Source organism: Niallia sp. FSL W8-0635 (assembly GCF_038007965.1).
Taxonomy (GTDB): domain Bacteria; phylum Bacillota; class Bacilli; order Bacillales; family Cytobacillaceae; genus Niallia.
In genome coordinates this window covers 371,578-389,828 of record NZ_JBBOYD010000002.1, presented here as the reverse complement: position 1 = coordinate 389,828, position 18,251 = coordinate 371,578, and the positions used below count along the sequence as shown (strand labels likewise).

At 34.2% G+C, this 18,251-nt stretch carries 26 protein-coding genes and 1 pseudogene; 26 read left to right on the top strand and 1 reads right to left on the bottom strand.

The annotated features are described in order from the left end of the window. The first annotated feature begins 57 nt into the window (after positions 1-57). The 24 genes and pseudogenes from NYE52_RS24265 (at position 58) to trxB (ending at position 14,314) form a co-directional block, all read left to right on the top strand. Positions 58-459, top strand: coding sequence for a DUF2892 domain-containing protein (locus NYE52_RS24265; protein WP_016204405.1), 402 nt, complete (start codon positions 58-60; stop codon positions 457-459). 150 nt (positions 460-609) lie between these two features. Further along, positions 610-1,113 carry a DUF2243 domain-containing protein gene (locus NYE52_RS24260; RefSeq protein WP_016204404.1) on the top strand — a complete coding sequence of 168 codons (504 nt, stop codon included), beginning with the start codon at positions 610-612 and terminating at the stop codon, positions 1,111-1,113. After that, positions 1,094-1,897, top strand: a complete 804-nt coding sequence (locus NYE52_RS24255; protein ID WP_016204403.1) for a cytochrome c oxidase assembly protein — start codon at positions 1,094-1,096, stop codon at positions 1,895-1,897. The genes NYE52_RS24260 and NYE52_RS24255 overlap by 20 nt, the downstream gene beginning before the upstream one ends. Before the next feature lie 96 nt (positions 1,898-1,993). Beyond that, a complete protein-coding gene (locus tag NYE52_RS24250) occupies positions 1,994-2,365 on the top strand; it encodes a rhodanese-like domain-containing protein (RefSeq protein ID WP_016204402.1) in 372 nt (123 codons plus the stop codon). 12 nt (positions 2,366-2,377) lie between these two features. Further along, on the top strand, positions 2,378-2,641 hold the full coding sequence (locus tag NYE52_RS24245) for a metal-sensitive transcriptional regulator (protein ID WP_016204401.1): 264 nt from the start codon (positions 2,378-2,380) through the stop codon (positions 2,639-2,641). A 124-nt stretch (positions 2,642-2,765) separates the two neighbouring features. Further along, on the top strand, positions 2,766-3,245 hold the full coding sequence (locus NYE52_RS24240) for a DsrE/DsrF/DrsH-like family protein (protein WP_016204400.1): 480 nt from the start codon (positions 2,766-2,768) through the stop codon (positions 3,243-3,245). 44 nt (positions 3,246-3,289) lie between these two features. After that, positions 3,290-3,652: a rhodanese-like domain-containing protein gene (locus tag NYE52_RS24235; protein WP_016204399.1), complete on the top strand. Its 363-nt coding sequence runs from the start codon at positions 3,290-3,292 to the stop codon at positions 3,650-3,652. Between the two features lie 15 nt (positions 3,653-3,667). Further along, entirely contained in the window at positions 3,668-3,964 is a 297-nt protein-coding gene (locus NYE52_RS24230; RefSeq protein ID WP_016204398.1) for a rhodanese-like domain-containing protein, read from the top strand. Between the two features lie 60 nt (positions 3,965-4,024). Then, entirely contained in the window at positions 4,025-4,600 is a 576-nt protein-coding gene (locus tag NYE52_RS24225) for a sulfurtransferase TusA family protein (protein ID WP_016204397.1), read from the top strand. 16 nt (positions 4,601-4,616) lie between these two features. Then, positions 4,617-4,850, top strand: a complete 234-nt coding sequence (locus NYE52_RS24220) for a glutaredoxin family protein (protein WP_016204396.1) — start codon at positions 4,617-4,619, stop codon at positions 4,848-4,850. Positions 4,851-4,862: 12 nt separating this feature from the next. Then, positions 4,863-5,255: a DsrE/DsrF/DrsH-like family protein gene (locus NYE52_RS24215; protein WP_016204395.1), complete on the top strand. Its 393-nt coding sequence runs from the start codon at positions 4,863-4,865 to the stop codon at positions 5,253-5,255. 52 nt (positions 5,256-5,307) lie between these two features. Continuing rightward, entirely contained in the window at positions 5,308-6,435 is a 1,128-nt protein-coding gene (locus NYE52_RS24210; RefSeq protein ID WP_016204394.1) for an MBL fold metallo-hydrolase, read from the top strand. A gap of 26 nt (positions 6,436-6,461) precedes the next feature. Then, positions 6,462-6,689, top strand: a complete 228-nt coding sequence (locus tag NYE52_RS24205) for a sulfurtransferase TusA family protein (RefSeq protein WP_016204393.1) — start codon at positions 6,462-6,464, stop codon at positions 6,687-6,689. Between the two features lie 52 nt (positions 6,690-6,741). Continuing rightward, complete coding sequence (locus NYE52_RS24200; RefSeq protein WP_016204392.1) at positions 6,742-7,518, top strand: sulfite exporter TauE/SafE family protein; 777 nt, start codon at positions 6,742-6,744, stop codon at positions 7,516-7,518. Positions 7,519-7,570: 52 nt separating this feature from the next. Then, positions 7,571-7,918: a DsrE/DsrF/DrsH-like family protein gene (locus NYE52_RS24195; RefSeq protein WP_016204391.1), complete on the top strand. Its 348-nt coding sequence runs from the start codon at positions 7,571-7,573 to the stop codon at positions 7,916-7,918. A gap of 14 nt (positions 7,919-7,932) precedes the next feature. After that, positions 7,933-8,313, top strand: coding sequence for a peroxiredoxin family protein (locus NYE52_RS24190; protein WP_016204390.1), 381 nt, complete (start codon positions 7,933-7,935; stop codon positions 8,311-8,313). Between the two features lie 319 nt (positions 8,314-8,632). After that, positions 8,633-9,025: a rhodanese-like domain-containing protein gene (locus NYE52_RS24185; protein ID WP_019380827.1), complete on the top strand. Its 393-nt coding sequence runs from the start codon at positions 8,633-8,635 to the stop codon at positions 9,023-9,025. Between the two features lie 225 nt (positions 9,026-9,250). Continuing rightward, positions 9,251-9,913 (top strand): hypothetical protein, encoded by a 663-nt coding sequence (locus tag NYE52_RS24180; RefSeq protein WP_016204387.1) that lies wholly within the window; start codon positions 9,251-9,253, stop codon positions 9,911-9,913. A gap of 19 nt (positions 9,914-9,932) precedes the next feature. Beyond that, complete coding sequence (locus tag NYE52_RS24175; protein ID WP_019380828.1) at positions 9,933-10,658, top strand: cytochrome c biogenesis CcdA family protein; 726 nt, start codon at positions 9,933-9,935, stop codon at positions 10,656-10,658. Further along, positions 10,655-11,221 (top strand): peroxiredoxin family protein, encoded by a 567-nt coding sequence (locus NYE52_RS24170; RefSeq protein ID WP_016204386.1) that lies wholly within the window; start codon positions 10,655-10,657, stop codon positions 11,219-11,221. Before NYE52_RS24175 ends, NYE52_RS24170 begins: the two co-directional genes overlap by 4 nt. Positions 11,222-11,247: 26 nt before the next feature. Beyond that, positions 11,248-11,847, top strand: a complete 600-nt coding sequence (locus NYE52_RS24165; RefSeq protein WP_016204385.1) for a class I SAM-dependent methyltransferase — start codon at positions 11,248-11,250, stop codon at positions 11,845-11,847. A 47-nt stretch (positions 11,848-11,894) separates the two neighbouring features. Further along, on the top strand, positions 11,895-12,044 hold the full coding sequence (locus tag NYE52_RS24160) for a hypothetical protein (protein WP_019380829.1): 150 nt from the start codon (positions 11,895-11,897) through the stop codon (positions 12,042-12,044). Next, on the top strand, positions 12,025-13,194 hold the full coding sequence (locus tag NYE52_RS24155; protein ID WP_016204384.1) for an MFS transporter: 1,170 nt from the start codon (positions 12,025-12,027) through the stop codon (positions 13,192-13,194). Before NYE52_RS24160 ends, NYE52_RS24155 begins: the two co-directional genes overlap by 20 nt. 168 nt (positions 13,195-13,362) lie before the next feature. Next, positions 13,363-14,314: pseudogene (trxB, locus tag NYE52_RS24150) on the top strand (thioredoxin-disulfide reductase). A gap of 949 nt (positions 14,315-15,263) precedes the next feature. On the opposite strand, the gene NYE52_RS24145 reads toward trxB, so the two are convergent. Further along, a complete protein-coding gene (locus NYE52_RS24145) occupies positions 15,264-16,598 on the bottom strand; it encodes a hypothetical protein (RefSeq protein WP_016204248.1) in 1,335 nt (444 codons plus the stop codon). Between the two features lie 849 nt (positions 16,599-17,447). Here NYE52_RS24145 and NYE52_RS24140 point away from each other — a divergent pair. Both NYE52_RS24140 and NYE52_RS24135 read left to right on the top strand, forming a co-directional pair. Further along, the gene (locus NYE52_RS24140) at positions 17,448-17,831 is read left to right on the top strand and encodes a pilin (protein ID WP_016204246.1); all 384 of its coding nucleotides are present in this window, start codon (positions 17,448-17,450) and stop codon (positions 17,829-17,831) included. Positions 17,832-17,899: 68 nt separating this feature from the next. After that, positions 17,900-18,250 (top strand): PrgI family mobile element protein, encoded by a 351-nt coding sequence (locus tag NYE52_RS24135; protein ID WP_016204245.1) that lies wholly within the window; start codon positions 17,900-17,902, stop codon positions 18,248-18,250. Position 18,251: the final 1 nt, after the last annotated feature.

Genomic DNA, 18,251 nt, shown 5'->3' with positions numbered 1-18,251 from the left:
GATTTATTTAAAAAACTCAATGGGTTTATATACCAATCAACGAGAGGATGGGAATGTATGAGAGATCTATTTCCACCAACTACGACTAAAGTAAAGTTAAACACAGATGATAGAATCAATAATGATATAGAACGAAAAACTGCACATAATATCAACAATTACTACGGGAAAACTGAAAAAGAAATAGATAAACGTATTAAAGAATTAAATTATGAATGGGATACCGAAAGAGTTTTAGAACTTAACTTTGCATCAATTGTATTGATATCATCTTTACTTGGATTATTAAGCAATAAAAAATGGATGGCATTGTCAGGAATAACAAGTGTATTTATGATCCAACATTCTTTACAGGGGTGGTGTCCTCCATTACCACTGATAAGGAGACTTGGCGTTAGGACTGCAACAGAAATATTTGAAGAGAAGGAAGCATTAAAGAAGATACTAAATAAAAGCTGATATTGGGTTATTTTTTATAGAACACTCGTGACTTTATGAGTGTTCTTTTATTATGAAAACAGAATCAAAATCCTTCTTCATCACCTATTGTTTAAAAGTAATGGTTGAATGGACAAAATAATTAAATATGAACATATAGGAGGGAAATGGATGAATATTATTAAAAACTCAAAACAAAAGTTTATTTTTGCGAATCGCAATTTATTTGGTGGCTTTTTATTTGGGCTTGGTCTTGTAGCTTTTATTGATGAAACGGTTTTTCATCAACTACTACACTGGCATCACTTCTATGATAAATCAACAACTGATATTGGACTAGTTTCGGATGGTCTGTTTCATGCTTTTAGTTGGTTTGCGACCATCTTTTCAGCTTTTATGTTTGCAGACCTTCGCCGCAGAAATGCTTTTTGGCTTGCAAGATGGTGGGGAGGAATATTGCTTGGGGCTGGAGGCTTTAATTTGTATGATGGTATCATCCAACACAAGTTCATGAGAATACATCAGATTCGTTACAATGTAGAAATACTTCCTTACGACTTAGTGTGGAATTTAGTTGCTGTAGCACTCATTATTGTTGGGGTGATTCTCGTATTTCGCACAAGAAAGCAATTATCCCAAGGGGAGGAAATTCTTAGTGGATCACAATCACATTGATAGTTCCGGTTATAGTTATTTAGATTATTTCTTCATTTTGGTATTTGTGTTAATGATTATTCTTTATATAATGGGAGTTGTTTTATCCAATCGAAAGCATAAAAAATGGTCGCCATACCGAACGTTATCTTGGCTTTTAGGGGTTCTGTTTGTAGCACTTGCTGTAGTGGGACCGGTAGCTGAACAAGCCCATATGGATCTTAAAATACACATGCTAGGTCATTTATTTCTTGGGATGTTAGGACCTCTACTTATTGCGCTTTCTGCACCGATGACGCTTTTTTTAAGAACTCTGTCTGTGAAATTAGCACGACGGTTTACACAGATATTAAAAAGTTACCCGGTCCGCATTGTAAGTGATCCTTTTATCGCATCGCTTCTAAATATTGGAGGACTATGGGTACTCTATACAACGGACTTATACGCACAAATGCACGGGAATTTATATCTTTATGTCTTTATACACGTTCATGTATTCATAGCAGGATACCTTTTTACAGTATCCATGATCTATATTGATCCAGTTGCCCATAGAACAAGTTTCCTCTATCGTTCTATTGTTTTAATAATCGCCTCAGGCATCCACGGTATTCTATCAAAGTATATTTATGCCCATCCCCCAAAGAGTGTACCAATTTCCCAAGCCGAGATGGGTGGAGTGCTAATGTATTATGGTGGAGATGTGATCGATATATTTCTAATCTTCATTTTTTGTTATCAATGGTATATATCCACAAATAAAAGAAGGGTATCTGATAAATCAAAATTATTCTTACAAAGTTAAAAAGAAATAAATTTAAAGGTATTGACAATATACCCTAATGGGTATAATATAAACGTTGTAAGACATTCCTTTTTTTATTAGTAAAGGAGACAGCATATGATAGTTGCTATAATAATGAGTGCCATTATTGTTGCTCTTTTTAAAAGACATTTTCCCGTTTTTAGGGTTGAAAATATAACTAATCACGTTGATATGGGAACATCAATAGTCGTAGATGTAAGAGATTATATTGAGTCTCATAACAGCCCAATAGAAAGAGCCATCAATGTTCCAGTGGCATACCTTAATAGGTTTTATTCAGAAATCCCAAAAAGTGACTTGATTGTAGTGGCATCAAACCGCCTTGAAAGGAATCTAGCGATTCGTTTCTTACGCAAAAGAGATTTTAAGGTCGTTGGCTATTTAATTACAAATCAAACACAAACAGTATTAAAGGAAAATCAATTAAATAAAGAAAGTTATTGTTAAGGGGGAAAACAGATGGAATACAACGACCAAATGAAAAACAGAGTAAAGCGCATTGAAGGACAACTTAGAGGAATTTTGAGAATGATGGAAGAAAATAAAGACTGCAAAGATGTTATTACTCAGTTGTCTGCAGCAAGAACAGCGATTGATCGGACGATTGGAGTTGTCGTCAGTTCAAATTTAGTGGAATGTGTTCGTAACGCCGAAGAAATTGGTGAGAAAAATACAGAAGAACTATTAAAAGAAGCTGTCAATCTGCTTGTAAGAAGTAGATAGAAATAAAGGGGTTGACACTCTCTTTTATTTTTAATAATATTATACCCATAGGGGTAAAGGTAAAAGGAAAATTTTTTATACAGAAAAATACCCTAATGGGTAAACAACAAGAGGAGGAACAAACATGACAGAAACAAAAAAAACAACAATCGTATTATTTAGTGGTGATTATGATAAAGCAATGGCTGCTTATATTATTGCAAACGGGGCAGCTGCCTATGATCATGAAGTAACTATTTTCCACACATTTTGGGGATTAAATGCTCTACGTAAGGATGAAGATATTGAAGTGAAAAAAGGTTTCATGGAAAAGATGTTTGGCAAAATGATGCCAAGAGGTGCTGAAAAAATGGGTCTGTCAAAAATGCACTTTGCAGGTTTCGGTCCTAAAATGATTAAAGATGTAATGAAAAAGCATAATGCAATGCCACTTTCAGACTTAATTGAAATGGCAAAAGAACAAGATGTTAAGCTCGTTGCTTGTACGATGACAATGGATTTATTAGGACTTCAAAAAGAAGAACTTTTAGATAATATCGAGTATGCAGGTGTAGCTGCATATTTAGCTGATGCAGAAGATGGAAATGTAAACCTATTTATCTAAACACGTTAGGGGGATTATCCCCTACATAAAAGGAGGGAGTAAGTTTGGAATATCTAAATTATTTAATCATTGGACTCTTTCTGTTATTTATCATTAAACGAATCATCCCGGCTAAAGGTGTTAGACAGATTTCAACAACAGATTTAAAGAATGAATTAAAAGATAGGAATAAACAATTTGTTGATGTACGTACTCCTGGGGAGTTTAAGGGAAGAAACATTAAAGGATTTAAAAATCTCCCACTCCAACAACTTGCGCAAAAAGCGGAGAAGGAACTATCAAAAGACAAAGAAGTAGTTGTTATTTGTCAAAGTGGAATGAGAAGTCAAAATGCTACTAAAATATTAAAAAAATTAGGATTTACGAACGTGACAAATGTAAAAGGTGGTATGAGTGCCTGGAGATAAAAAGGAGGAGAGAAAATGAAACAACTAACAGCAAAAGAAGTGGAAACATCGTTAGTAGAAGGTCAACCATTAAACTTGATTGATGTTCGTGAAGTGGATGAAGTTGAAACTGGGAAAATCCCAGGAGCGATCCACATTCCACTAGGGTTATTAGAATTCCGTATGCATGAATTAGATAAGTCTCAAGACTATATCATGGTTTGTCGTTCTGGTGCACGTAGTGGTCGCGCCTGTCAATTTCTTGAAAGTCATGGGTTTAAGGTAACCAACATGACAGGCGGAATGCTTGCGTGGGAAGGCGAAACAAAATAAGGTGATTTTTTTTAGAAGTCAATATACTCGTAAGGGTAATAAACAGGAGGTTTTTATATTATGAATTCATTAAAAACAGATCTTTTATTAGATGCAAAGGGCCTAGCTTGCCCAATGCCTATCGTCAAAACAAAAAAGGCAATGAATGAGTTACAATCTGGTCAAGTCTTAGAGGTTCAAGCAACAGATAAAGGGTCAAAAGCTGACCTTGAAGCATGGGCAAAAAGCGCTGGACATCAGTATCTAGGCACAATTGAACAAGGAGATGTGTTAAAGCATTACCTTAGAAAATCTTCCAATGATGGAACAATTGAAAGAAAACATCCTAACATCACAAGCAATGAAGAGTTGGAGAAAAAACTAGATGTTAACGAGAATATTGTTGTTCTCGATGTTAGAGAAGCAGCGGAGTACGCATTCAACCATATTCCAAACGCCATCTCTATTCCGTTAGGAGAGTTAGAGGATCGTCTTTCAGAGCTTAATACAGCTGATGAGATTTATGTGGTGTGTCGAACTGGAAACCGTAGTGATCTCGCAGCTCAAAAATTAGCTGAAAAAGGTTTTGCAAATGTGATTAATGTTGTGCCAGGGATGAGTGCTTGGTCAGGCAAAACCAATAGTTTAAATAAATAAGGAGGGGAAATTTGATATGAGCACAGTAACGGTATACACAACCACACGCTGTCCGTATTGTGTTATGCTAAAGAACTTTTTGGCAGATCAAACTATACCTTTTAAAGAGGTAAATGTTGAAGAAAACCCAGAGATTATGAACCAACTAGTCGCAAAGACCGGACAACTGGGTGTGCCTCAAACAGAGGTAAATGGCAAGTGGGTTGTTGGTTATGATCCAAATAATATAATGCTAGCATTAAGAAACTAGGAGGAATTAAGAATGAGTAAAGTAGCAATTATAGCAAGTAATGGTGGATTATTTGATGCATATAAAGTTTTTAATATCGCAACAGCTGCAGCAGCATCTGATCAGGAAGTTGCCATATTCTTTACATTTGAAGGATTAAACTTAATTCATAAAGAGGCATACACACAACTACCAATGCCAGAGGGGAAAGAGCATTTTGCTGAAGGGTTTGCAAAAGCAAACGTACCAGCTATACCTGAGTTAGTGGCAATGGCACAAGAAATGGGTGTCAAATTCATTGGTTGCCAAATGACAATGGATGTGATGGGATTAGAAAAGGAAGCATTTGTGGATGGAATTGAAGTGGGTGGAGCTGTAACCTTTTTAGAATTTGCAAAAGATGCAGATGTAACTCTTACGTTTTAATAAAAATTAATTATTTTTTTGAATTTAAATATACCATAGGGGGTAAAATGATATGACTGTAAAGGCTATGACTTCAAAAGAAGTAACAAAAAAAGTATTTAATAAAGAACCATTATTTATTCTAGACGTTCGTAATGAAAGTGACTTTCAAGATTGGAAAATTGAAGGAGAAAACTTCGACTATTATAATATTCCGTATTTCGAGTTACTGGATGGAGTGGAAGGAATCTTAGATAAAATCCCGGCTAATCAAGAAGTTTTAGTCGTTTGTGCAAAAGAAGGATCTTCATTAATGGTGGCAGAGATGTTATCAGAACAAGGATTAACGGCTTCTTACCTGCAAGGTGGGATGAAAGCGTGGAGTGAGTACTTAGAGCCTGTGAAGGTCGGGGACTTAAACGATGGAGGTGAAGTGTATCAGTTCGTTCGTATCGGTAAGGGCTGCCTATCTTACATGGTCGTCTCAAATGGGGAAGCAGCTATCATCGATGCAACTCGTATGACTGATATTTATCTTGATTTTGCAAAAGAAATTGGTGCAAAAATTACGCATGTATTTGATACGCATCTTCATGCTGACCACATTTCTGGTGGAAGAGTCATTGCTGAGAGAACAGGTGCTACGTATTGGTTACCACCAAAGGATGCAACAGAAGTCACATTTGAGTATAAGCCTTTAGAAGATGGAAATGTGGTAACAATCGGAAATACTGCCATCGATATTCATGCCCTGTATTCTCCAGGTCACACAATTGGTTCTACATCGTTTGTTGTGGATTCTCAGTTCTTATTATCAGGTGATATCCTATTCATCGATTCAATCGGCAGACCAGACTTAGCTGGGATGGCAGAAGACTGGGTAGCAGATTTAAGAGAAAGTTTGTACATCCGTTACAGAGAGCTTTCAGAAGAACTAGTTGTTCTACCAGCGCACTTTATGATCATTGATGAATTGAATGACGATGGTAGTGTATCAGAAAAATTAGGGACACTATTTGCAAAAAATCATGGTCTAAACATCGAGGACGAAAATGAATTCAGAAAATTAGTAACAGAAAACCTACCACCACAACCAAATGCGTATCAAGAAATTCGTGAAACTAACATGGGGAAAATTAACCCAGATGATGAAAAACAACGTGAAATGGAAATTGGACCAAACCGTTGTGCGGTTCGATAAAAACTTATTTTAGGAGGAATAACGAAATGGAAGCAACTAAAGTATTAGACGCAAAAGGATTAGCATGTCCAATGCCAATTGTAAAAACAAAAAAGGCAATCAATGAATTAGCATCAGGTGAAATTCTAGAAATTCATGCTACTGATAAAGGTGCTAAAAACGACCTAACAGCTTGGGCAAAATCTGGTGGTCATGAACTAATTAAGCATGAAGAAGAAAATGATGTATTTAAATTTTGGATTAAAAAAGGTTAAAAAATAAGGGGAGCCTATGTAGGGTTCCCTTTTTTCAAAAGGAGGTAACACCATGGATTTTGGATTCATCATTACGATTTTCTTAATAGGATTTATTGGATCATATGTTTCAGGAATGTTAGGAATCGGCGGGTCTATTATTAAATACCCAATGTTATTATATATTCCACCGTTATTTGGCTTAGCAGCATTTACTGCACATGAAGTTTCAGGCATAAGTGCGATTCAAGTATTCTTTGCAACTATTGGTGGAGTTTGGGCTTACCGAAAAGGTGGATATTTAAATAAAACGTTAATTATGTATATGGGTGCTAGTATTTTAGTGGGTAGTTTTGTTGGAGGATTTGGATCAAAGTTAATGTCTGAAGGAGGCATTAATTTAATTTATGGGATATTAGCCTTAATTGCAGCAGTGATGATGTTTATTCCGAAAAAGGGAATAGACGACATTCCATTAGATCAGGTGAAATTTAACAAATGGCTTGCAGCACTATTAGCCCTTATTGTAGGGGTGGGGGCTGGGATCGTTGGAGCAGCAGGAGCCTTTTTATTAGTGCCAATCATGTTAGTGGTATTAAAAATTCCAACAAGAATGACGATCGCTTCTTCTCTAGCGATTACGTTTATTTCATCAATCGGAGCGACAGTAGGTAAAATTACGACCGGACAAATTGACTACTTCCCAGCTTTTATTATGATCGTTGCAAGTTTAATTGCTTCCCCATTGGGTGCAATGGCTGGAAAAAAAGTAAATACCAAAGTGTTGCAAGTCATTTTAGCGTTATTAATTGGAGCTACTGCCGTTAAGATTTGGTTAGATATTTTGTAAAAACAGGGGAAAATAAAGTGTATTCATAGTAGGTTTGAAAGAAGGGGTTATAATGACGAACAAGAAATTTGTTTATTTTGTATCGTTAAGCTCAAATGTTCCCTATGTGTTGAAGAAATCAATCGAAATGGTTGAACAAAAAAATGAAGTCGCCATATTTTTTGATCTTGATGGAGCGCGTGTTTTAGATAAACGTTATTTAAAAAGAATGACGAGAACACATGGAGTAGATCTATCCTTACTTTTTAACTTGGCTTTAAATGCGGGAATTAAATTGTATGGTTGTCAAATGAATGTGTTAATTGCTGATGGTTTGGAATTAATAGAAGGGGCAGAACTCGCGGGCGTTGTTACCTTTTTAGAAACAGCCTACCAAGCTGATGCTGTTTTAAGTTTTTAAGAGGGGGACTAAACATGAATACGAAAAAAGTTGTCGTTTTAGCACTTCATGATGAATTAGAGTCTGCTTACCCACCTTTAAATGTTGCTGTTGGAGCTGCTTCATCCGGGGCTGATGTGATCTTAGCCTTCTCACGAAAAGGAGTAAACATTTTAGATCAAAAATACATTCCTATTCCATCGGATGGAATTGAATACTTGTCTAATGCTCTAGCTGATTTTAACGCACCTTCAATTAACGATTTACTTGAGATAGCTGTTGAATCTGGCGTTAAATTTTATGTGGTGGACTTAGATATAAAGGACCATACGCAATTTAAGTACCCAGCTGAGCAAGTCCCCATTAAATGGGTTTTAAATGAGGCAGTTTCAGCGGATTTGTTTGTACATTTTTAAATATTGAGGAGGAATAACGTTGATTAAAATTACAGATGCTGCGATATCAAAAATAAAACAAGAAGTTAAAGATGTAAAAAAACCATTTATTCGTCTTGCAATGGGCATTGGTTGAGGGGGACCTCAGCTTCGTCTGGCTCTGGAAGAGTCAGCTTTAGAAAATGATGAGATTATTGAACAAGATGGCATAAGTTTTTTAGTACATGAAACAAGTAAACCATATTTTAATAATGTCAAAATTGATTATACCAAGACCATATTGGGTGGCGGGCAATTTATTGTCCTTACACTATAAGTACATCTGAAAGCAGGAGTTTCCTTGAAGATTAAAACAATAGCATTATATCTACCCCTTGTCATTTTAGTATTATATTTTGGCTATACCCAGTTTGAAAATAATAGCATTAAAACAATTTCAATTAATGAGTTGGAGCAAAAATTACAGGATCCCAAATCAAGTAACATAATCTTTGTTGATGTGCGTGAACCCCATGAATATGAAGCAGGTCATATTAAAGGGATGAAAAACATTCCACTAAGCACATTAAAATCCGATTATAAAGGTCTTTCTAAAGATGCGGAAATCGTTCTATTGTGCAGAAGTGGGAAACGAAGTCTTCAAGCTGCAAACATTTTAAAAGACTATGGTTATGGTAATGTTGTAAGTGTAAGTGGCGGTATTCAAGAATGGCAGGGAGAAATTATAAAATAAGTAATGGAGTAGGCTGATAATATGAATAAAGATCATAACAACTGTGGCAAAGGTAGTTGAGGAATTCCTAACAAAAAATCACGGTCATTTTTCCCACCCATATGACCAGGGATTTTAGTCTGGCTCCTGGTAGGAGTCATCGTCTTGTTTCAAAGAATCTTTTAAGAAGAGGGGCTAAACAGCCCCTTTTTGTGTAAACATCAAGCAATTTTTTTGGAGGTACCCATGGATATCATTCAAATCGGTTCATTTACGATTCTCCTTAAATGGTTTCTTCTTGGAGTGGCAATTCTATTTGGAATAGTTTTTATAAAAGTATTGCTCCTACGCTTACCGAATAGGGAACATAATAAGGCAGTATTTGACTTATTAACTAATAGCGTGTTTTTAGGCTTTTTTATTTGGAAAGGTAGCTTACTTCTTACGGAACCTTCATTAGTAATAAAAAGTCCTTTGTCGTTGTTGTATTTTACAGGAGGAAGAAGTGGCTTAATTTTAGCTATTATTTTTTCAATCTACTACTTTATTTATAAAGCAAGGAAATTAGATATTTCAATGCTAGTTACTTTGAAATACGGCTTACTATTTAGTTTTTCAGTGCTGTCTGTCTATCACTTTTTATCCGCCACCTTTGTAGAGGATAATTTCATTTATCATGTTCTTTTTGGCATTTATTCGTTGACTAATTTGATACTCATTCTAGTTCAAAAAATTCTATCCTCATATAAATCATTTTTTTCTGTCATCGTCTTATTTTCATTCTACAAAATAATACTCTCATTGGTTCTAATCAATGAAAATACGATTTTTATTTTCTCGATGGAGCAGTGGTTTTTTGTAGGATTAATAATCTTGTCTCTTTACCTTTGGGATAGAAAACTACAGTAGAAAGATAGGTGGGTAAGAATTGGAAAATATCACAATATTTTTTGCATTAACTGCAGGGGTACTTTCATTTTTTTCACCTTGTGTGTTTCCATTAATTCCTGCATATGTTGCTCATTTAACCGATGGTTCAGTAAAAGATGGAAAAGTAAATACCCAGAAGAGTGTCCTGTTTTCTCGTTCAATAAGTTTTATCTTTGGATTTAGTATTGTATTTGTGTTACTAGGAGCTTCAGCAAGTGTTGTAGGACAAATATTTTTAGATAATAAGAAATTAATTCAAATGATAGGGGGATTCCTCATCATTATTTTTGGGTTACAGATGCTTGGTGTGTTTAAAATAAAGTTTTTAATGACTGAAAAACGGTTTGATTATAATAGGAAGTCCAAAGCTAGTTCTCTAAAATCATTTATCCTTGGTTTAGCATTTGGATCAGGATGGACACCTTGTGTAGGACTTGCTTTATCGTCCATTTTATTACTGGCTAGTTCAACTGAAACGATTTATTCTGGCATGTTTTTATTATGGATATACGCCTTAGGTCTAGGCATTCCTTTTCTCATGTTATCTTTTCTTGTGACATACTCTTTAAATGTGATTAAAAGAATCAATAAGGTTTTACCAAAGCTTTCGTTAGTTAATGGAGTAATCCTTATCATAATGGGATTGTTATTATTCACTGGTCAAATGGAAAAGATCAGTGCTTATCTCTCTACATTCACGATTTTTGAAGGAGTGGGATTATGAACAAACAAATACTCGTCTTAGTAGGTTTGATTGGTCTTTTAGGTTGGGGAGTATATGACTATGCATTTTCAGAAAAAGACAATATGGATGAAACCTCCCTTAACAATCGAATAGAAAATAATGATTTAATTAGTGGAATAAAAGAAGGAAATTTGGCACCTGAATTTCAACTCCAGACTTTAGAAGGAAGAGAAGTAAAACTGTCTGACTATAAAGGAAAGAAAGTCATTTTAAATTTTTGGGCTACTTGGTGTCCTCCTTGTAAAGCTGAAATGCCTCATATGCAAGAATTTTATCTAGATCAACAAAATGAAAATGTAGAAATTTTAGCAGTTAATTTAACTACTGCAGAAAAGAACACAAATGATATTGGAAAATTTGTAAAAGATTATGGATTAACTTTTCCAATACTGCTTGATACTAAAGGCGATACAGGAGAAACATATCAAGCTTTTACGATCCCAACAAGTTATATAATTGATTCGCAGGGGATTGTTCGAAAGAAAATTGTCGGACCGATGGATAAGGAAATGATGGAGCAATTAATAAAAAGTATTGACTAAAAAATTAAATCAAAGGAGAACAAGCTATGAATTCCTGGAATGATCGATTTAAAAATGAGAATTATGTTTATGGAACTAATCCAAACGTATTTCTTGCGGATGTCCATAAAAAATTAAACCTATCAGGAGATGCATTGGCTATTGCTGAAGGAGAAGGTAGAAATGCAGTCTACTTGGCGCAACAAGGAATGAATGTAACTGCATGGGATTATGCGCAATCCGGACTGGCTAAAACAGAAAAGCTTGCCAAGGATAGAAATGTAACAGTTCAAACAAAGCTTGTAGACTTAAATGAAGCTAACTGGGATAAAGAGCAGTGGGATGAATTGATTTGTATTTTTGGTCACTTTCCAGAGGCATTACGTACAAAAACACTTGAAGGTGTTAAAGATGCAGTTAAACCAGGTGGTTATTTTATTTCAGAGGTGTATTCGGTTTATCAGCTACCATACAAAAGTGGAGGACCACAAAACGTAGAACTACTTTATAAACCAGAAGAGTTTTTAAGCGTTTTTTTTGATTGGCGGATTGTTCACTTTTTTATGGGCGAGGTTGTAAGGAATGAAGGAGAACTTCATAATGGTTTGTCACATGTTATTCAGTTTGTGGCGCAAAAAAGAGAATAAAATAACTTTGGAGTTGCCTTCAGCAACTCTTTTGGTGGTGAATACAAGTGGAAAATACAATGGAGAATATAATGTTTTATGGTATGGGTGGATTAATTATGACCATTTTTTGGGTAGTTATTTTTGTTGGTGGAGGCTATTTTGTATACACATTCATGAAAAATAAAGAAAACGGACATGAAGATAACACAAAATAGTCGTGAAATGAGTGAATTGATAATGAAAAATCCTATTTTTATTGTTTTATTTATGAATACCGTCTTCTCAGGTGTGTTAGCTTTTTCAAACTTATATATAAACATTTTTTTATGGAATCAAGGAGCAAGTCTTTCTACTATAGGAGTATACAATGCCTCGGTTTTTGTATCTGTGTTCATAGGAACAATGATAGGGGCATATACGATGAGGTGGATGAATAGTCGAATGACGTTTGTTTTATCTTCTTCCTTTCTACTAGCGGTGTTCGGATTACTCATAAGTAAAGAAGAGAATGTAATAGGATATATTATCATTTTAGGTACTTTATATGGTACAGCTGTAGGATTGTATTATTCTGGATTTAATCTTTATTCAATATTATTAACCAACCCTGAAAATAGGCAACTTTTTATGGGGATGGAGCAAGGTATGAACCGGATCACCGCAGTCTTAACACCATTAATATTTTCTTATTTAATTCTTTATTATGATTATAATGAAACATTTCGATTAATATTTGTTATGTTGATTATTCAAGTGATTATAAGTTTATTTACACCAAAATATAAAAGCAACTTCAATATTTCATCCTTACGGTATAAAGATATATGGAAGGAGTATAAAGCTGTTCTCGTTTCTATAGTGGCTTTTGGTTTCTTTCAAAGTATAATTCAACTCGCATCCAGCATTCTCTTATTTCAATATGTTCAGAAGGAAACGATTGTTGGATGGTTAAACACATTATTTGCAATTACAGGAATCTTAACACTTGTTTTCATAAGCCGTCCACGACTTGTAAAAAGTAGAATGAAGGTAACGTATGTAGGTGCTATATTAGCGACCGTCATGACTATTTTTTTATTTTTCCCGAGTTTTTCAACATTGATTATTTTTAATGTATTGGCAGCAATTGCTTTACCTCTAATATGGATCCCGGTTAGTGTTATTCATTATACAAAGATTAAGGAGCTAGCTTGCGAGTCAGAGGTGGATTGTGATATTGGATTAACGGCTCACTATCTGTTAATTAGGGAGTTTATGCTCAATGTGGGGCGTACTTCCTTTTATTTATTCCTTATTATGGGGCTAGATTTTACACAGGGATATCATTACATACCAATCTTTTTATTTTCTTTGGTTATCCACTAGTAATATATATATGTAATAAAGGTCTGTTTAGAGAACTAGGTTAATTGTTATGGAATTGCTAGTGTAGTAACTCTTCCTACCTTTTAGTTTTATTTTACTCCTTGGGTAAATAAAGAAAAGATGGGATAAGATAATCGTAAAATATTAAAATCAGTGGAGGATATAATCGTGGAAAAAGTCGTTATTTTAGGAACGGGTCCTGCAGGTTTAACAGCTGCTATTTATTTAGCAAGAGCAAATATGAAACCAATTGTTATAGAAGGAGATCAACCAGGCGGCCAATTAACACTAACAACTGAAGTTGAAAACTTTCCTGGTTTTATTAATGGCATTATGGGACCAGAACTCATGGATAATATGAGAAAACAAGCAGAACGTTTTGGAGCTGAGTTTAAAAGAGGATGGGTAACTAACGTTGATTTTTCGAAAAAACCGTATACCTTACAAGTAAACGGAAAAGCAGAAATTGTAACAGAGTCTCTCATCCTTTCAACAGGTGCTTCAGCTAAACTTTTAAATATTCCTGGAGAGAAGGAAAACATCGGGCGAGGAGTGAGTACCTGTGCAACCTGCGATGGATTCTTCTTTAGAGGAAAAAAGGTAATTATTGTAGGCGGTGGGGACTCTGCGATGGAGGAAGCAAGTTTTTTAACTAAATTTGCAAATGAAGTCATTATCGTGCATAGAAGGACTGAACTCCGAGCCTCAAAAATTATGCAGGACCGCGCAAGAGAAAATACAAAGATTACTTGGGAATTAAATAAAACACCTATCGAAGTTTTGGCAGGAGGGAATGGCGTTACAGGTTTAAAAGTGAAGAATAATGAGTCTGGAGAAGATGAAGTGATACAAACAGATGGGATATTTGTAGCGATTGGACATACACCTAATACCGGTTTTTTAAATGGTCAAATTGAAACCGATGAAACGGGTTATATCAATGTTAAGTCTGGAACAACAGAAACGAATATTCCTGGAGTTTTTGCATGTGGGGATGTTCAAGATAAAAAATACCGGCAAGCCATTACAGCCGCAGGTACAGGTTGTATGGCAGAATCTAGATGCAGAAAGGTACGTAGAAGGTAGTGCTGTTCACGACTGGAGTAAAACATTTAGTTGAGTGGATAGTAAAAAACATTACAAAAAGTAGAAAAAACGAGATTGAATCTCGTTTTTTTAATTAGAAGTTCGTTAAATTATGTTAAGTCCAATTTCTATTTCCTTAATCTCCATAAACATCTACTTTTTCTACACTAGTTTGTAGTAATGGTTCAGCGCCTTGGGGTGGAATTGAATCAATAGTATCCCTAATGTTTTGAATCGACTTCTCAGGTTTTTGCTTCTGTATTAACATCGGCAATAATTTTTTCCATTCAGTCCTTTCCTTTTCTTCGTTAAGGTCTTCTATTTCGATTAATCCAGCAGTATATGCTTCTTTTTATGGGCGAAGTTTTACTCCAAGAGGGGGAGCTTCATAATGGATTGTTTCACGTCATTAAATTCGTAGGGCAAAAAAGAGTATCGGTAAAAAAGAATGTATTATTGATCGAGACAAATGCAGATTAGAGACAAGCAATTTTTTCCCATGATATGGTGAATATAGTATAAAGAGGGAAAGCTCTAAATAAAAAAAGTAAAGAAAGGTCCTTTAATTATACATAGAATTTCTTTACTGCACAGTACAAAAATACTGTTCAACAAGAAAATTATATTCTACAATCAGGCGCTTTAATTGAGAAATGAAAAAAGCCTAGTTTCTTCACAGTTAATTGAGAAATTAGGCTTTTTGATATTGAAATTTCCTTAACGTTGTAAATCCGCATTTTCCTGACGCTACCCCTCTTTGGGGAATAAGTCAATACCCTAGGGGAAAATAAACCATATATCATCATAAGGATAAAGAAGGGGTAATCGTCAGGAAAATAGGTTTAGCTTTGCAAAACCGCATTTTCCTGACGCTACCCCATGCTATGAGAAGAAAATTTTAATACTCGCATTTTTTTACTTTATTTGATGTAAAAACTTTGCTTCAATACACCTTCTAGTGAGCACAGTTTATGGTTTTATTATTACATATCAAAACTCCATGATCCTTGTACGACACCAAAAAGCAATAAAAATTCGAGTGAACTAGTAACTTGATGGGAATAAATTTTCTTGCTACCAGTTGGGTAATTCATATAAAATTCATGACTTGGTGCTCTATCATGTTTTCCATAAGCAATAAATGATTTATTAGAAAGTTGAGCAACATAATTATAATCAATTTTAGGAGCAGAAATTTTTGGAACACCCACTGCATGATTCACAGCCCACATTAAGTCATTAGTTTTAACTCTATGTTTAAGTAATTTAATTCCACTATCCGATGCAGTTCCAAGAGATTTTGGTGATGAACAGCTTGAAGCAGTACAATAATGTGATTTTGAAACACTTTTCCATAAGGTTACTGCTGCTGGTTGACTTAACATTGCATATACTCTAGCTTCTGTTCTGTATTTGTCAGAATAAGCAGTAGGATTTGATCTATTATCTCCTTTTAAGTAAGGATAGTCATCATTAGTTAAAACATTTGGATTTTTAACTGACTTGAATGGTATATAAGTCCTGTAATCAAATGAAAACTCATTTGATTTAGGAATTGCTTTTGTACCAATAGTGCCGCTACCCTTTGCCTTTTCAAAGATAGGATCCATAATTGGATCTTCAGTCAATGACTCTTCCTCTACGGATGGTATTGCTACTAGGGTAGATATTGAGCCATCATATTCAAACATTTCATCAGTTAATACTATTTTTTCTTTTATTGCTTCATTTTTTATTAAATCTGCAGTTTCTTCAGAAACAACATTATTAATTTTTAGCATGTAATTGTATTCTTTGCCACTCTCTACATTAGTATCAACATAATGTAGATCTGTTGTCTCAGCGATTTTTACATTATTTTTGAATATTTCATAAACATTATCTTCATCTGGAAGTTTAGGCCATTGTATAGTTACTGAATTAGAGGTGACGATAGTTTCTAATCTTGTATTTTGAACTATGCTATCAATATATTCCTCTTTTTCTGCGGTATTCATAGATGTTGGTTCAAAAATATTATGTTTATTATCAGCCGCTTTAACAGAGAGTACCTCGTTTAGTTTACCATTTGAATAGACTCCTATTTTATATTTTTGTGATTGATCAATATAGTCTGTATATTTATTGTTTGTACCACTATATTCTAACTGGTCGTCTTTGTATATTTTATAGTATTCGTTCTTTTTAGGGCTTAACTCTAAGATCACCTTATTATCATTTGTTTTAACAGTTACATCATTGTCAGCGCTAACAATTAAGGGAGACATAGCAAATCCTAAGGCTATAATTGAAGTAAAAATAATCTTTTTTTTATACATTTTTTCCTCCTTTTATTTTTTAAATTTTCATTACAAACCTATATATGTATAGTAGTAATGCTATAATTAATTGTAACAATATACATCTATACTATATATAGGTATAACTTACTAATATTGGAATTAGGAGGAGGTACTATGTTTATCATGAAATTAATAAACAACTTTTTTATCAGACTATTAATTTGTTCTGTTTCTTCAGCTTTTTTTCTTGCTCTTTTTTTGTTTTACTTTATTAACACGGTTCCATTTTCTATTTTCGACTCTTTTGATTTAGCTTCATTCTTGTTATTTTTTACAATTTTTAGTTTAATCTATCTAGTATTAGGAGCGCCCATTCAATTTTTCTTTAGAAAGTCCCTAAATAATTCCTATATTAAAAATTTTGTATTATTTTTTATATTAGGTTTTATAGTTAATTTGATTTTCTATCCGCTTGCTACCGATCTAAATCCCAAATTTTACTTAGACCAAAATTTTTATTATATGATCATCTCTAGTAGTGTAATATTTTGGTTGAATGATTTAATTTTCCTAAGAATTAATCACGAGAAATTAAAATTCTAAAATCATATTAATAAATATATCAAGAGCAGCATTATCTAGTATTTCTTCTAATAGTTTTACTTTCTGATGTTTTAAATTAAAGTTGGGTTTCGTATCAGTATATTTTTTGGCTAAAATACCTTGACCATATTTCTTGTTTTTATTATGATAAGGTTACAAGTGAAAAAACAACGGGAAGTCCCCGAGAATTCTATGGCATTGTACATAAGTACAATCTTCCATAGTCTTTTCGGGGACTTTTTTTATTGGTTTTTCCTTGATTTAAAAGGAGGGATTTTAAGAATGAAGACAGGGGCAATCAAAAGAGTAAAAGGGTTAAATGATATTCCTTTTTACCTAGGGGCACTGATACTAACCTATCTTTACTTATTTGTTCCAGAGTCTGCATTAGCAGCATGGAAAAAAGCTGGAATCACCAGTCAAGGGAATGTAAAAGACAGTAAGATATATACCCAGTTAAATAACGTTGTATATCTTATCACAGGAATCGGTGCAATATGGGCACTAGCTTGTATTATCTTTGCTGGAATGAAGTTATCAGGCTCACAAGGGAATCCACAAAATAGAACACAAGGTTTTATTGGTCTTGCAATGGCGGGTATCGGAGTCTTTGTTATTGTACAAGCAAAAGTAATAGCTGGTTATTTTGCAGGATTTGGAGCTTAAATATTGATTTGAAACCCCTCTATCGTACTTTACATTGAGGGGTTCATTTCTAGGAGGGAAATTATTAAATGAGTCGAAGAGCTGAGGTTCCAATAGATATGGCATCTGAACAAAAAACTATTTTGGGATTCATCTCAATTAGACAATTGATTTATCTAGGAGCAGCAGGGTCAATAGTTTATGCATATATCCCAATGGTATACAAAATATTCTCAAGTGCCGGTGTTATTGTGGCATTGATAGCATGTGTATTTAGTGTTATTCCAACAGCAATTTTCGTAATTGTTTTTGGCTTTTTTAAAAAGAAAAATCTTCATTTAAACTTCGATCAGTACTTTTTAATAAAAATGAACATGAAAAAACAAAATGGCATATGGAGAAAAGGAACGTATCCAAAGAAATGGATGGTGAATAGTTAAA